Source organism: Paenibacillus amylolyticus (assembly GCF_047302515.1).
GTDB classification, from domain to species: domain Bacteria; phylum Bacillota; class Bacilli; order Paenibacillales; family Paenibacillaceae; genus Paenibacillus; species Paenibacillus amylolyticus_G.
Map to the genome: position 1 here is coordinate 6,657,513 of NZ_CP168019.1, position 14,252 is coordinate 6,671,764.

Annotated in this window: 11 protein-coding genes; 7 read left to right on the forward strand and 4 right to left on the reverse strand. The window is 47.5% G+C overall.

Annotated elements, in window-relative coordinates; translation table 11 throughout:
• Positions 1 to 91: 91 nt before the first annotated feature.
• From ACDJ59_RS29135 to ACDJ59_RS29145, 3 genes are all read left to right on the forward strand, one after another.
• The gene (locus ACDJ59_RS29135) at positions 92 to 1,372 is read left to right on the forward strand and encodes a murein hydrolase activator EnvC family protein (protein ID WP_036612408.1); all 1,281 of its coding nucleotides are present in this window, start codon (positions 92 to 94) and stop codon (positions 1,370 to 1,372) included.
• 135 nt (positions 1,373 to 1,507) lie between these two features.
• Positions 1,508 to 2,980, forward strand: coding sequence for a S41 family peptidase (locus ACDJ59_RS29140; protein WP_413407068.1), 1,473 nt, complete (start codon positions 1,508 to 1,510; stop codon positions 2,978 to 2,980).
• Positions 2,981 to 3,044: 64 nt separating this feature from the next.
• Positions 3,045 to 4,373, forward strand: a complete 1,329-nt coding sequence (locus ACDJ59_RS29145; RefSeq protein WP_413407069.1) for a PDZ domain-containing protein — start codon at positions 3,045 to 3,047, stop codon at positions 4,371 to 4,373.
• 90 nt (positions 4,374 to 4,463) lie between these two features.
• Here ACDJ59_RS29145 and ACDJ59_RS29150 read toward each other — a convergent pair whose 3' ends face one another.
• Both ACDJ59_RS29150 and ACDJ59_RS29155 read right to left on the reverse strand, forming a co-directional pair.
• Positions 4,464 to 5,153 carry a response regulator transcription factor gene (locus tag ACDJ59_RS29150; protein ID WP_413407070.1) on the reverse strand — a complete coding sequence of 230 codons (690 nt, stop codon included), beginning with the start codon at positions 5,151 to 5,153 and terminating at the stop codon, positions 4,464 to 4,466.
• Positions 5,154 to 5,173: 20 nt separating this feature from the next.
• A complete protein-coding gene (locus tag ACDJ59_RS29155; RefSeq protein ID WP_413407071.1) occupies positions 5,174 to 6,385 on the reverse strand; it encodes a sensor histidine kinase in 1,212 nt (403 codons plus the stop codon).
• Positions 6,386 to 6,596: 211 nt separating this feature from the next.
• Here ACDJ59_RS29155 and ACDJ59_RS29160 point away from each other — a divergent pair, with 211 nt between their 5' ends.
• The 3 genes from ACDJ59_RS29160 to ACDJ59_RS29170 are packed head-to-tail and all read left to right on the forward strand — an operon-like array spanning position 6,597 to position 9,912.
• A complete protein-coding gene (locus ACDJ59_RS29160) occupies positions 6,597 to 7,532 on the forward strand; it encodes an ABC transporter ATP-binding protein (protein WP_413407072.1) in 936 nt (311 codons plus the stop codon).
• A gap of 12 nt (positions 7,533 to 7,544) precedes the next feature.
• On the forward strand, positions 7,545 to 8,741 hold the full coding sequence (locus ACDJ59_RS29165) for an ABC transporter permease (RefSeq protein ID WP_413407073.1): 1,197 nt from the start codon (positions 7,545 to 7,547) through the stop codon (positions 8,739 to 8,741).
• Positions 8,734 to 9,912: an ABC transporter permease gene (locus ACDJ59_RS29170; protein WP_413407074.1), complete on the forward strand. Its 1,179-nt coding sequence runs from the start codon at positions 8,734 to 8,736 to the stop codon at positions 9,910 to 9,912. Before ACDJ59_RS29165 ends, ACDJ59_RS29170 begins: the two co-directional genes overlap by 8 nt.
• A 98-nt stretch (positions 9,913 to 10,010) precedes the next feature.
• Here ACDJ59_RS29170 and ACDJ59_RS29175 read toward each other — a convergent pair whose 3' ends face one another.
• Entirely contained in the window at positions 10,011 to 10,853 is an 843-nt protein-coding gene (locus ACDJ59_RS29175; protein ID WP_413407075.1) for a flagellar motor protein MotB, read from the reverse strand.
• The gene (locus ACDJ59_RS29180) at positions 10,837 to 11,634 is read right to left on the reverse strand and encodes a flagellar motor protein (protein WP_413407076.1); all 798 of its coding nucleotides are present in this window, start codon (positions 11,632 to 11,634) and stop codon (positions 10,837 to 10,839) included. Before ACDJ59_RS29180 ends, ACDJ59_RS29175 begins: the two co-directional genes overlap by 17 nt.
• 169 nt (positions 11,635 to 11,803) lie before the next feature.
• Here ACDJ59_RS29180 and uvrB point away from each other — a divergent pair, with 169 nt between their 5' ends.
• Positions 11,804 to 13,795, forward strand: coding sequence for an excinuclease ABC subunit UvrB (gene uvrB / locus ACDJ59_RS29185; protein WP_413407077.1), 1,992 nt, complete (start codon positions 11,804 to 11,806; stop codon positions 13,793 to 13,795).
• Positions 13,796 to 14,252 lie beyond the last annotated feature (457 nt).

A 14,252-nucleotide genomic window follows, 5' to 3' on the forward strand; every position in this document is an offset into this window, starting at 1 on the left:
GTCTTTTAAGATTGAAGAAAGCAAAGAACATGCTGTTCACCACCTGTGCAGGTTGCTTTCTTGTGAAATCATAGGATGGGGGATCATCATTTTGAAAAAAACCGCTTCGCTGCTGGCCTTTACGTTATTGGCCAGTTTGACGCTTCAACCTTCTGACGGATATGCCAAGAGTAGCATCAGCGATATTGACCAACAGATTCAGCAACTGGAGAGCAAGGCGGCTTCTGCCAAGCAGGAGCAAAAAAAAGCGGCTTCCAACAAAAAGGAAGCTCAGCATTATAAGAACAAAACCAACGCTTATCTGAAGGTTGTCATGGAACAGATCAATGTCGTTAGTGATGAACTGGCCAGTGTATCCTTGCAGATCGAGAACACGGAGGAAGATCTCCGTACAACAAAAAAAGATCTGCAAGCGGCAGAAGAACGCATTGTTGCAAGGGAGAAACTTTTGGAGTCACGTGTGCGTCTGATGTATACGGACGGTGCTGTATCCTATCTGGATGTATTGTTGTCTTCTACTAGCTTCACTGACTTTCTGACCCGTGCGGATTCACTCAAAACGATTGTGGATCAGGATCAGCATCTGCTGGATGAACACAAAGCGGACAAGCAACTGGTTGTGGACAAAAAGGCAGAATTGGATGTGCAATATGCAGAAGCCAAGAGTCTGTATGCACAGAAGAAACAGCGCAAGTCCCAATTGAATGAAAAAGAAGCGGAAAAGCAAGTGCTTCTCGCTTCATATGATGCTAAAATTGAAGAGTCAGAAGAGCTGACACAAGAGCAGGAAGATGTATTAATGCAGATTGCCAGCAAACGTTCGGCACTTCTTCAAGAGAAAAATAAATTGCGTGAACAGCAGGCTGCAGCTGCAGCCAAAGCAAAAGCCGCAGCAGCGGCTCGGGCGAAAGCTGCAGCCAAGGCGCCAACCAGAGTCAGCTCGGATAGCAGCAGTGAGGTCACCTATTCATCCGGGAATGGTATCTTCTCCAGACCGGTATCTGGAGGACGTATTTCTTCTGGATTCGGTCCCCGTACCCATCCGATTACGGGTGTAGTGGGTAAAATGCATGCCGGTGTCGATTTTGCTGTTCCTCAGGGAACTTCTGTCCACGCTGCCTCTGGCGGGATCGTAATCATGGCTGAATGGTATAGCGGTTATGGTTATACGGTTATTGTGGACCACGGCGGTGGACTATGGACGTTATATGGTCACTTGCGCGAAGGTGGATTCAAAGTCAGCAAGGGAGACACAGTAAGCAAAGGGGATACCATTGCTGAGTCAGGAAATACAGGGAACTCTACTGGACCTCACTTGCACTTTGAAGTGAGAGACAACGGTACCGCTGTAAATCCGATGAACTATTTGTAATTATTGCTCCATCGTTCGAATGGAAAAAACATATTCCGTACAAGCTAGACATATACTAAGCTGGCATGTTTAGGGAATGGATTCTGGCAACAATGGAATCTGACACGCTTCAAAACTAAAGGCGGTGACAAACGGATGATGAAGAAAAGATCGGCGCTACTGCTTGTCATTGTGGGTCTCCTGGGCGGTAGTTTACTAACCCTGGTATTAATGACTTATCCGGGAATAGCGAGCCAGGCCACACCGGGCGAAGGTTTGCTGGCCAGTGTAACCGGCAATACGCAGCAGAAGAACGATTTGAAAAAGATTGAAACCGCGATGGATTTGATCTCAAGCAACTATTATAAAGACGTGGATCAGACCAAATTGATTGACGGTGCGATCAACGGCATGATGGAATCCCTTGGTGATCCGTACTCCAACTATATGGGGCAGGAAACAGCTGCTCAGTTTGAAGAGTCGATCGAAGGTTCATTTACCGGTATTGGCGCAGAGGTATCCTCACAGGATGGAAACGTTGTTGTTGTTTCCCCGATCAAGGGATCTCCTGCCGAGAAAGCGGGTATTCGTGCGAAAGACATGATTATGTCGGTAAACGGTGAATCCCTGCAAGGTTTGGAACTGAACAAGGCTGTTAACAAAATCAGAGGTCCAAAGGGCAGTGAAGCGAAGGTACAAGTTAAACGTGCTGGATCTTCAGAACTGATTGAATTTGTCATTGTACGGGACGACATTGATCTGGAGACCGTATATGCTCACATGGAGGATGGCGGAATTGGCGTTATTGCCATTACCCAATTCTCTCTCAATACAGGCGATCGCTTTAAGGAAGAATTGGCGAAGCTTGAGAAGCAGAACATGAAAGGTCTGGTCATCGACGTACGGAATGACCCAGGCGGTGTACTGCAAGTTGTCATTGATATTGCTGAGCAATTTGTTTCTAAAGGCAAGGTTATTGTGCAAGTCGAAGACAAGAACGGCAAAAAGGAACAAAGTAAATCCAATGGATCAGCCAAAGCTTACCCAGTCACAGTCCTGATGAACAAAGGCAGCGCGAGTGCCTCGGAGATTTTGGCCGGTGCATTACAACAGTCAGCAGGCGCTAAGTTGATCGGTGAAAACTCCTTTGGTAAAGGAACCGTACAGACGAGTTATGACAAACAAATGGGTGACGGCAGCTTGCTGAAGATTACCATTGCCAAATGGCTCACTCCGAACGGAGACTGGATTCATGAAAAAGGAATCAAACCGGATATTGCGGTAGACCAACCGGATTATTTCTCGGTGGCACCGATTAATAAAGAGAAGTTACCACTGAAATATGACAGCAATAGCACGGATGTGAAAAGTGCGCAGACGATGCTGAGAGGACTCGATTTCAAACCGGATCGTGTGGACGGATACTACGACCAGAAGACAGAAGAAGCGGTCAAGGCATTCCAGAAGCAAAAAGGCATTCAGGCTACAGGCCAGATTGACGAGAAAACCGCTGAATCACTCGAAGCGGCTCTGATTGAACGCATTGCCAATCCTCAATATGATGCACAGCTGAAACGCGCGATCGAAAATGTCTCAAAGGATAATTCGTCCGCAGTGTCGAAGCCATAAAGAAGGCTGATTTTCAGCCTTCTTTTTTTCTGAACCGGCTGAAGGAGAGGGGTGACCGACCACAATGGAATGGGTATGGCCGTGGTTAACTACATTAGGAGAAGCTTTGTTGCAGTTGTTTATTCAGCCGTTTTATTATATTGCGGTGATCCTGATTGCTCTGATCTATCATCGTCAGTTACTACAGGAGCGTAAATTGTTTCATGTCCGTTTGCAAAGCTCGATAACACAGACGATTCGTGCGGTGCTCGGAGGTATACTCATTGGTACCATCGTCTCGATCGTGTCCCTATTCCTCGGTGCACACCTTACACTGGGAAGCCTGATATGCATATGGGCTGCAACATTAATTTTATCCTTGTTCCGTATCCGGTATCTGTGCTTTGCTTATGCGGCCGGGTTGCTGGGTGTGTTGCAATTTGGTTTGAATCTGGCTTCAGGCTGGCAACCATTGGGTTGGATGGGAAGTGTAACGGAAACGCTACGTACCCTGGATATGCCTGCACTGCTTGTCCTGGCGGCGCTTCTACATATGGGTGAAGCCTTGTTGGTACGCATGCAGGGGGTATCGATGGCATCACCACTTCTCTTCGAGGGAAAACGCGGGAAGCTGGTTGGTGGATATCAACTGCAACAGTTCTGGGCCATTCCTCTACTAATTCTTGTTCCAGTCACAGGAGGTGGCGCAGAGCTGGCATGGAATCCACTGATGAATGCAGGTCATAGTTACATGCTGGTTGCGTTGCCGATTATGCTCGGATTTGGTGAGATAACGCAGAGTATGCTTCCGGGACAAAAGGTACAGATCTCATCCAAGCGGTTGATGATATACGGGGCAGCTTTGCTTGTGTTCAGTTTGCTTGCTGCATGGTGGTCTCCACTCATGGTGGTTGCTGCGCTAATCGCATTTATTGGACATGAATTTCTGGTATGGTACAGCGCGTTTGAAGAGCAAAACCGCAGTCCGGTATTTGTCCATCCGCAGCATGGGTTGAAAGTATTGGCTGTTATTCCAGAGAGTCCTGCTGCAGATTTGGGGATTGAAGCAGGTGAGACATTGTACAAGGTGAATGGTAAGTTGGTTCATTCACCGGAAGAGTTACATCGTGCGCTGCGGATGAATCCGGCTTTTTGCAAACTTGAGGTTCGCAATCACCAGGGAGAAAGCAAGTTCATGCAACGAGCGATCTATGAAGGGGAGCATCATCAACTTGGGGTCATTATGGCACCGGACAATCACGAGGTCTGGGCGATTCGGTTAAGTCCACTGACTTTGTTCCATATCATCAACCTCAAACTGTTTGCTCGTCTGAAAAAACCACAAAGGGACGAAGCTCCCTTGGCGTTACCGCCAGCCCCGGTGGCCAGTGATAAAGGGTCCGTGGAGATGTAACTAGCATACGTGATGAAGTATGTTGCATAAATCAAACAATGAAAAAGGTATTTCCGAACGCCGTCGCAGGCAAGGGAAATACCTTTTTGGTTATTGTTTTAACATAAAGATGGCGATTTGGGTCCGATCACGCAAGCTCAGCTTGCCGAGAATATCCGTGACGTAGTTTTTGACCGTGCCTTCACTGAGGAACAATTTGGCGGCAATTTCCTTATTGGATAAACCCTCCGATATGGCCTCGGCAACCGCCAGCTCCATACGTGTCAGTCCATAGGCTTCGATTGGGTTGTGTGTCAAGGGAGTGGCAGCGGGACGAAGAAGGCCTGCCAATTTGCGGGCAATATCCGGATGAATTAACATATCGCCGTTATGTACGGTCTTGATGCCTTGAATGATCCGCTCAGGGGGGACGTTTTTGAGCAAATAACCGCTTGCCCCATTCTGTAATGCCTGAATAATATACTCATCGTCGTCAAACGTAGTTAGCATGAGCACCTGGATTTCAGGAAAACGTGACTTGATGCGTTTGGTACCTTCAACTCCGTCACATTCCGGCATCCGAATATCCATTAAAACCACATCCGCAGGCGTTCCTGCTTCAAGCAATTCCAACGCTTCTTGTCCGTTTGAGGCTGTGCCTGTAACGCGAATGCCGGAGTCCAGTCCGAGCAGCACTTTCAGGCTCTCACGAATGAAGTAATCATCGTCTGCGAGAATCAGCCGAATAAGTGGGAGTTGGGCTGAATCATTGTTTTGGTTCACATCATTACGTTCGGACATGAGAACATTCACTTCCTTTTTCAGAGTATATCCATCTGATTCGTTAATGGAATGCGTGTAATCACTGTATACGGATAAGCCGATTGAATCTCCAGGGCTCCTCCCACCATTTGTGTGCGTAGAAGCATACCTTCCTGTCCTATGCCATTTCGCTTGGAAGAATGAGGATTGATTTTGCCATCATTACTCACACTCATACACACTTCCTGATCCCCGAATACCAGCTCTACTTTGATTGAAGAAGCATTTCCGTGTCGCAGGGCATTGGTAAGGGCTTCTTTGGCATTTTTGTATAAAACAATTTGTATGCTGGGATACAGCACATGGGATGAGCCATGAACTTTATAATTTGTCTTCACGCCGGTATCTCTACCCACTTCCTCTAGGAGACGATCCAGGGCGTAGGCTTCGGATGCATAGGAATTAGGTTGCAGTTTGTGCAGTGTGCTGCGCATATCATCCATACTATCGGCCAATTGATCGCGAATCTGTCGCACCATTTCCGTTCCTTGTTCTATATCGAGGGGGAGGGTCAACAGGGCGGCTTCCGACATCATTTTGGTGCGAATCAGTCGATGCCCGATATCGTCATGAAGCTGTCTGGAGATACGGGTGCGTTCCTCTGCCTGAGCCACTCCTTCAAGTTGCTTTGTAAATAACAGCAGCTGCGCACGAGTTTCTTGTAGCTCGTAATGTTTGCTGCGAAGTTCGTCATAGACTTGTTCCAGTTGTCCGCGGCTGCTCGCCGTTCTTGATCCCTGCCAGGACAGAGCCGCTGTGATGAGCAGAAGCAGGTTGCCAAGAACCATCGCCGTTGTCTCTGCGGAGAGTAATGTAGTGGCGGTTGTATTAAGTGTGGTTAACCCTCGCTGCGGTGCCTGTGGGACAGAATAATGCCAATGCAAAGCGACATTGTTAGCGACAAGCTGAAGTGCAAACATCAACCATCTCCGACTTCCCTCCAGTCTGTATATATACACGTAGAGCACGGATAGAGAGAGGAAAAACATAAATGGTCCATACGAAGCAATCAGCCAGCAGCCCCAGAGTATTTCTGCCAGAAGCAACAGCCATTGCTGTGTACTTGAACGGTTAAAATCTTTCCACACGGAGAGTCCAAGCGCGATGATGATATACAGGGTGTAGACGGCTTCGTTTTCCAGGGGCAGGATCAACAGGTACAGCACTGCTGGAACGATAATTAATCCGTATTGCAGAAACCGCATCGGCATATGGTTGTGACATCCTTTATATAAAAAGTGGAGTAGAAAATCTCTTGGTAATGCGCCCTTGATTATACCATAAGCAGCATTCGAATCAGGAGATGACTTAAGTCACCTTCGATTCATGACTTTTTGTACCTTCGCTACAGATTGCGATCCGTTACAATAAAATTATGAAATCCAGCGGCGAAGGCCGAAACGGAAAAGGGGCGTAAAAGGGATGGGCATACTTGAAGTGGATCATGTAGTAAAACGATACGGCAGCAAGCTGTCCGTGGATCATTTGAACCTTAGTGTTGGCAAAGGCGAGATTTTTGGATTGCTCGGTCCCAATGGAGCAGGAAAAAGTACCACCATCAGCATGATTGCAGGGCTCCTGAATATGGATCAGGGTGAAATCAGATTAGATGGGATCTCGGTCAAGGAGCGACCGCTAGAAGTAAAGCGCAAGATCGGACTGGTTCCGCAGGATCTGGCTTTATACGAAACCATGTCTGCTGCGGAGAATGTGACCTTTTTTGCCAGACTGTATGGACTGCGTGGAAAATTGCTTAAGGAAAGAGTGCAGGAGTCCCTTGAATTTGTAGGGTTGCAGGATAAAGCAAAGGATGCCCCCTCGACCTTCTCTGGCGGTATGAAACGCAGGTTAAACATCGCATGTGCGATTACACATCGCCCGGATCTAATTATTATGGATGAACCTACAGTTGGTATTGATCCGCAATCTCGGAATCATATTCTTGAATCGGTACGGACACTCAACAAGATGGGTTCAACGATCATATATACAAGTCATTACATGGAGGAAGTGGCTGCGATTAGTCACCGGGTTGCGATTATGGATCAGGGACGAATCATTGCCTGTGGGACTGAAGCAGAGCTGAGAGAACGGGTAGCATCGGAGGAAAAAGTAGTGCTCTCCACTTCCGGTATCATTCCCAACGTCGTGGAAGAACTGAAACTTCACCCCCGCGTACGGATGGTAGACGTTTCAGAGAATACACTGACCATTACGCTGCCTTCGGCACAGCAGGATCTCCAGGATCTACTCTTCATTTGCAGCAAACATGAAGTATCCATTCAGTCGCTCAAGGTCGAAGAGCCGGATCTGGAAACGTTGTTCCTCAATCTGACCGGGCGTACGCTTCGGGACTAGGGGGAGCAAGAGATGAATATATGGCATATTTGCATCTTTGAATTAAGGCGTATTCTTAAGATTCGATCTGTAGTGTTAAACCTGTTCATTCTGCCGTTGTTACTGATTTTTATATTGGGCATGGCACTTTCCAGTACGATGGGTACGGCGGATGATGTTATTCCAGATACTGTACGTGTGGGAATTATCCATTTGAATACTGAATCTGGTGGAGGATCAAGTACGGTTAATCAAGCGCTGGATACATTCGTTAAATCCCCGGAAGTAGCTGAGATGGTCAAGGTGCAGAACTTTACGACAGAAGAAGAGGCCGTTCATGCGTTGCGTACCGGCAAGCTGGACTTTGCTGTAATGATTCCTTCGGATTTTGAGCAAAACGTGATGGTGGGGAAAGAGGCCAGGTTACAGTGGATACGAGGAAAGGACAACACACTTAATACCTTGGGTGAAACATTGTTCACACGTTTTACGGATGAATGGAACCGACAGATGGGGATTACCAAAGTACTCGGTCCGGAAGTGATTGCTGCTATGGCCTCTGCTTCGGAGTCTGGTACGGCGAATTCCACCTCCATTGCTGTCACTAATCCCGGTAAGACAGGTACGGCGTATAGTGCCTCCCAATACTATGCAGCTTCCATGCTGGCGATGTTCATGTTGTACTCAGGCATGACAACCAGTACCAGTCTTTTTGGAGAGCGTGATAACAAAACGTTAATTCGCCTTCAGGCTGCGCCTATAGGTAATGGAGTTATTTTCGCTGGCAAAATTGCAGGTAATAGTCTACTCGCTTTCTTACAGGCAACAACGATCATACTTATGACGTATTGGTTCTACGGTGTAGATTGGGGAACGCATCCTTGGTATATTGTGCTCACTTGTGTATGTATCACATTGGCATCCATGACCCTTGGCGTGATCGTGGCATTGGTATGCAAAAGCACGGCATCGGCCAGTGCAACCTTACAAGGTATCATCGTTGCCATGACATTCATTAGCGGTGGGTTCATGCCCATTCCGATTGATTTTGTACAACGGCTTAGCCAATTTACGGTTAACCACTGGGCACTCCAGAGTTTTCTGAGAATGATGCTGGATGCACCTTTACGAGAGATTGTATATAACATTCTAATGTTAGGCGTGGTATGCGCTGTATTACTGTTCATCTCAGGAATGATCTATAGAAAGGCAGGATACCGATATGAATAGTCTACACATCGCCTGGTTGATGATTAGACGTACACTTGGCCGTAAAATGGGCTTCATTACGTTTCTGCTTCTACCTTGCCTGGTGATTACAGGAGCGGTTGCTCTTTTTGGAAGCGATCAGATTACACGTACTGTTATTCCCTATGTGAATGAGGATGGAGGGGTGGCAGGGACATGGATGATTCATGAACTTGCTGGCAAAGAGGAGTATCTGCTCAAACCGATGACAAACGAAGCAGAAGTGAAGGAAGCTATCGCTCAGCAAAAAGGAAGTTCTGGCATTATCATTCCGGCACATTATACGGAGGATCTGTTACAAGGAAAGCCAACCGAAATCCAATTGGTGGAACTGCGTAAAAGTGAAAGTTCCTATACCCTACGAGCAGTAGTCGAAGGTTTAACGAGCGGATTGCAACAATCTGCTTCAGCTGTTAAGGTGGCGGCAGGTCCTGTCTCAAGTGAGACTGACATACTATCGAGTACACAGAAGCCATTTGAACAGCTTTTACAGGAGATAGGAAAACATCAAATTGCTGGTGAAGTCACTGATCTGCAGATCTATCCCAAGCCAGGCCTGAACAATGTGACCGGATTTACGATCATGTTTATGATGGGTTTGCTGACCAGTGCAGTAGCCGTGATTATGGAGGATCGCAGGAAACGCACGATGGCCAGGGTATATACGGCGCCCGTTCGTGCATATGAGATTGCGCTTGGCAATTTCCTGGGTAGCTTTATCATTGGGATGATTCAGATTGTTCTGGTTTTGGGAGTCAGCAGGTGGCTACTGCATTATGATGCCGGTATTCCTTTTGGCATTCATTTCATGATCTTGGCAGCGTTCATGCTGGTCTCCATGGGCATCGCAAGTACCGTTGCAGGATTGATCCGTAATTCCAAAAATGCGAATATGTTGAATTCCCTTATTATTATGCCAACTTGTATGATAGGTGGTTGTTTCTGGCCGATCTCGTTGATGCCGGATTATATGCAAAAGCTCGCCAACTTTGTTCCACAGAAATGGGCGATTCAGGCGGTGGAGACGATCTCTGCTGGTGGTACATTGTCGGATATCACATTGCCACTATTGATTTTGTTTGGCATGGCTGCCATTTTGCTGACTGTAGGCTCTGCGATTCTACGTCCTAGCCAGCCAGGAGTAGAGGCATAAGGTGATACGACATAAAAAAGCACGCTCTGCTGAATTGAATTCAGTTAGAGCGTGCTTTCTTTGCATAAGTAATGATGCATTATGTGAGATATTGATAATTAAGGTTGGAGTTGACGCAGGACCGTTATTTCAACCCGACGGTTCTTTTGTCTTCCGGCGGCTGTGGTATTGTCACCCGTTGGGCGAGTATCCGCATATCCGGCATACTGGAATCCGTCCGGGTTAAGCTTCTCTGTATCCAAAAAGAATCGTAATACAGACAGTGCACGTTCTCCAGAAAGCTGCCAGTTATCGGTATAGGCGGAGTTTGCTCCCACAGGAACGTTATCGGTGTGACCCTCAATGCTGACAACGGTGTTCAGATCACGGAACAGGCTGGCAAGTTTACTGAGCGTTGGTGCTGCACCGTCCTTTAGAGCGGCCTGTCCCTGGTCAAACAGGAAGCGGTCACTAAGTGTAATGGATAGGCCCTGTGGCTTGTCCGCAACAAAAATCTGATTTTCCAGTTTATTATCCTCGATATATTGGGTAATCACATTGAACAGATTTTGTAATTCCTGCTCCTGTGATCGGAACTGTTCTTCCCGTTCTGTGAGGGGCTTGTTGTCATCATCTGGTGTTGCAGTCCCGGAATCGGAAGGGTTTCCTTCACCATTTGAAGGATCTTCACCCTGCACCTCGGATGGTGGAGTCTCTGTAATCGTTTGACCGGGTTTCTCACCGAGTCCCTCACCAAGCTCAAGGATTGAATCGGACGCATTAAATGTATTTTGTAACGATTGAGTAACGACGTCATATTTACCGGAATCCAGATTGCTCATGGCATACATGATGACAAAAAAGATCAAAAGCAGAGTTATGAGATCGGCATAAGTAATCATCCAGCGATCCCGATGATCGATAGTTTCACGTTTTCCGCGCCGTTTACTGCGCCGACTCATCCAATCCCTCCTTTGCTAGTGGGCGTATATGCTGACGATGCGTGAGGGTGAAGGACTCCAGTCTTTTGCGTACAAGCTGGGGATTCTCACCGTTCTGAATGGCAAGTACACCTTCGAGAAGCATTTCCATGGTCTGCACTTCGTTGGCACCTCTGGATTTGATCTTGGAGGCAATGGGCAAAAAGATAAGATTGGCACTGGCGACCCCATACAGGGTTGCGGTAAAGGCGACAGCAATGGCAGGTCCGAGTCCGGTTGGATCGGTCAAACTGCCAAGTACCTGAATAAGTCCCATCACGGTTCCGATGATCCCCATGGTTGGAGCGTACCCACCAGCGGATTCGAATATTTTGGCATAACCCTCATGTTTTTGTTCAATGGAGTCAATCTCCATCTCCAGGATCTGGCGAACCACATCCTGATCGGTACCATCAACAACCATCTGAATACCGTCTTGCAAAAATGGATGCGGATGATCCATAACCTTGCGTTCCAATGCAAGTACACCTGAGCGGCGTGCGATTGAAGACATCTCCACCAGTTCTTCAACCCATAAGCCTGAATCATTATTGTTACGTCCAAAAGCCATACGCAGGGCAGCTGGAATCGTACGAAGGCGATGCGCCGGGAAACTGGCAACCACAGCAGCAATCGTTCCACCGAATACAATTAAAGCAGCCGTTTTTTGCAGGAGACCAGACAATTGGCCGCCTTCCCACAAAAAACCGCTAATGACTGCGGCAATTCCGGCAATAATACCGATAAGTGTCGCAATATCCATAAATTAACCCACTCCTATCTTCATTTCACGTTTGCATCACTAAAACGAACGAGGTATAATTAAACGGGAACAAATATTCCTATTACTATAAGTTTTCCCATATGAAAATTCGGGGAACTTCGACAATATATAGTGACTATTATTTTAGACGATAGGGTGAGATACGGCAATGAGCGATATTATAATGAGCGACAAAACGTTCGAAATCGAGTCAGAGTTTTCTCCCCAAGGTGATCAGCCTGCAGCCATCATAGAATTGGTGAAGGGTGTTCAGGAGGGGAAAAGGTACCAGACACTGCTGGGTGCAACGGGTACGGGTAAGACGTTTACGATAGCCCAGACGATAGCCCAACTGCAACGTCCGACGTTGATTATTGCACACAACAAAACGTTGGCAGCGCAGCTTGCAAGTGAGTTCAAAGATTTTTTTCCTAATAACATGGTTGAGTATTTCGTTAGTTATTACGATTATTTTCAGCCAGAAGCATATATCCCGTCCTCCGATACGTATATCGAGAAGGATTCAAGTATTAATGAAGAAATCGACAAACTGCGGCACGCAGCGACAAGTTCGTTGTTTGAGCGCAGGGACGTCATCATTGTAGCGAGTGTTTCCTGCATTTATGGTTTGGGTTCACCGCACTCGTATTCAAGCATGTTGCTGTCACTTCGGGTAGGCATGGAGAAACCGCGCAATCAGATTTTGTCTCGTCTGGTAGAGATCCAGTATCAGCGGAACGATATTAACTTTGTGCGGGGTACGTTCCGTGTTCGTGGGGATGTTGTTGAGATTTTCCCTGCCTCCAAGGGTGAACATGCAATTCGGGTTGAATTGTTCGGTGATGAGATCGAGAAAATTACGGAGATTGATGTGTTAACCGGAGAACTGATTGGCGAACGTGAACATATTGCCATCTTCCCGGCGTCTCACTTCGTAACGCAAGAAGAGACGATGAAGGTTGCGCTGGTGAACATTGAGCGTGAACTGGAGGAGCGTCTTGAAGTGTTGCGTGAACAGGGGAAACTGCTGGAGGCTCAGCGACTGGAGCAGCGCACACGGTACGATATCGAGATGATGAAGGAAGTCGGATTCTGTTCGGGGATTGAGAACTATTCCGGTCCGCTGACTTTCCGCGAACGCGGCGATACCCCATATACACTGATGGATTACTTTCCGGATGACATGTTGATCGTGGTCGATGAGTCGCACGTGACTCTGCCACAGATCCGTGCGATGTACAATGGTGACCAAGCGCGGAAGACGGTATTGGTTGAGCATGGCTTCCGTTTGCCGTCAGCATTGGATAATCGTCCACTCAAATTCGATGAGTTCGAAGGCAAGATGGATCAGATTATATATGTATCGGCTACACCAGGCCCGTATGAGATCGAGCATACCGATACGATGGTGCAACAGATTATCCGTCCAACCGGTCTGCTTGATCCAATCATTGAACTGCGTCCAACGAAGGGGCAGATCGATGACTTGATCGGTGAGATTAACGACCGGATTGCTAAAGACGAGCGTGTGTTGATTACAACATTAACGAAGAAGATGTCCGAGGACCTGACGGATTATCTGAAGGAAGTTGGAATCAAGGTTCGTTATCTGCACTCCGAGATCAAGACGTTGGAGCGTATGGCGATTTTACGTGATTTAAGGTTGGGCGTTTTCCATGTGCTAATCGGAATCAACTTGCTCCGGGAAGGTCTCGATCTGCCCGAAGTTTCCCTCGTCGCTATATTGGATGCTGATAAGGAAGGATTCCTGCGTTCCGAACGCTCACTGATCCAAACGATTGGTCGTGCCGCACGGAACAGCGAGGGTCGCGTTATTCTATACGGTGACAAAGTGACGGATTCGATGGATAAAGCAATAAAGGAAACCGAACGCCGTCGTGAAATTCAGATCGCGTACAACGAGAAACATGGCATTACACCACAGACGATTCGCAAAAAAGTGCGTGACGTGATTGAGGCAACCAAAGTTGCCGAATCCAAGAAAGACTATCTCACAGGCGCAGCCGAGAAGATGTCGAAGAAGGATCGCCAGGCGCTTATTCAGCGCCTAGAGGTAGAGATGAAAGATGCAGCCAAAAACCTGCAGTTTGAGCGCGCAGCCGAGCTTCGCGATGCGTTGCTGGAACTTCGCGCTGAATAAGATACAGCTCATTTATATGCTCCAGTAAAGATGGATCTGTAACAAGAGAACGGCCAATTGGCCGTTCTCTTGTTGAGTAAGGAAATCATTGATATCTACCGATAAATAAGAGATGTTGAAATCTTGAATTCGGGTCTATACTGATAGAAATGTTGAAATTGGTTAAAAGGTTTATAGGAAAGCAATTGGGAGTCGAGAGTGCCCCAGTGTTGACCTCGGAGCCGAGCCGAAGGCAATGGCGACCTTGTCGCGAACGTGGCGAAGCCGAGAGCGTCCCGGTATTGACCTTGGAGCCGAGCCAAAGGCAATGGCGACCTAGCCGCGACGAAGGCGAAGCCGAGAGCGTCCCGGTATTGACTTTGGAGCCGAGCCAAAGGCAATGGCGACCTAGCCGCGACGAAGGCGAAGCCGAGAGCGTCCCGGTATTGACTTTGGAGCCGAGCCAAAGGCAATGGCG

Bases quoted from the DNA above. Each gene is read 5' to 3' on its own strand.
- ACDJ59_RS29140 (WP_413407068.1), top strand. From the start codon at position 1,508: ATGATGAAGAAAAGATCGGCGCTACTGCTTGTCATTGTGGGTCTCCTG.
- ACDJ59_RS29145 (WP_413407069.1), top strand. From the start codon at position 3,045: ATGGAATGGGTATGGCCGTGGTTAACTACATTAGGAGAAGCTTTGTTG.
- ACDJ59_RS29150 (WP_413407070.1), bottom strand. From the start codon at position 5,153: ATGTCCGAACGTAATGATGTGAACCAAAACAATGATTCAGCCCAACTC.
- ACDJ59_RS29155 (WP_413407071.1), bottom strand. From the start codon at position 6,385: ATGCCGATGCGGTTTCTGCAATACGGATTAATTATCGTTCCAGCAGTG.
- ACDJ59_RS29160 (WP_413407072.1), top strand. From the start codon at position 6,597: ATGGGCATACTTGAAGTGGATCATGTAGTAAAACGATACGGCAGCAAG.
- ACDJ59_RS29165 (WP_413407073.1), top strand. From the start codon at position 7,545: ATGAATATATGGCATATTTGCATCTTTGAATTAAGGCGTATTCTTAAG.
- ACDJ59_RS29170 (WP_413407074.1), top strand. From the start codon at position 8,734: ATGAATAGTCTACACATCGCCTGGTTGATGATTAGACGTACACTTGGC.
- ACDJ59_RS29175 (WP_413407075.1), bottom strand. From the start codon at position 10,853: ATGAGTCGGCGCAGTAAACGGCGCGGAAAACGTGAAACTATCGATCAT.
- ACDJ59_RS29180 (WP_413407076.1), bottom strand. From the start codon at position 11,634: ATGGATATTGCGACACTTATCGGTATTATTGCCGGAATTGCCGCAGTC.
- uvrB (WP_413407077.1), top strand. From the start codon at position 11,804: ATGAGCGATATTATAATGAGCGACAAAACGTTCGAAATCGAGTCAGAG.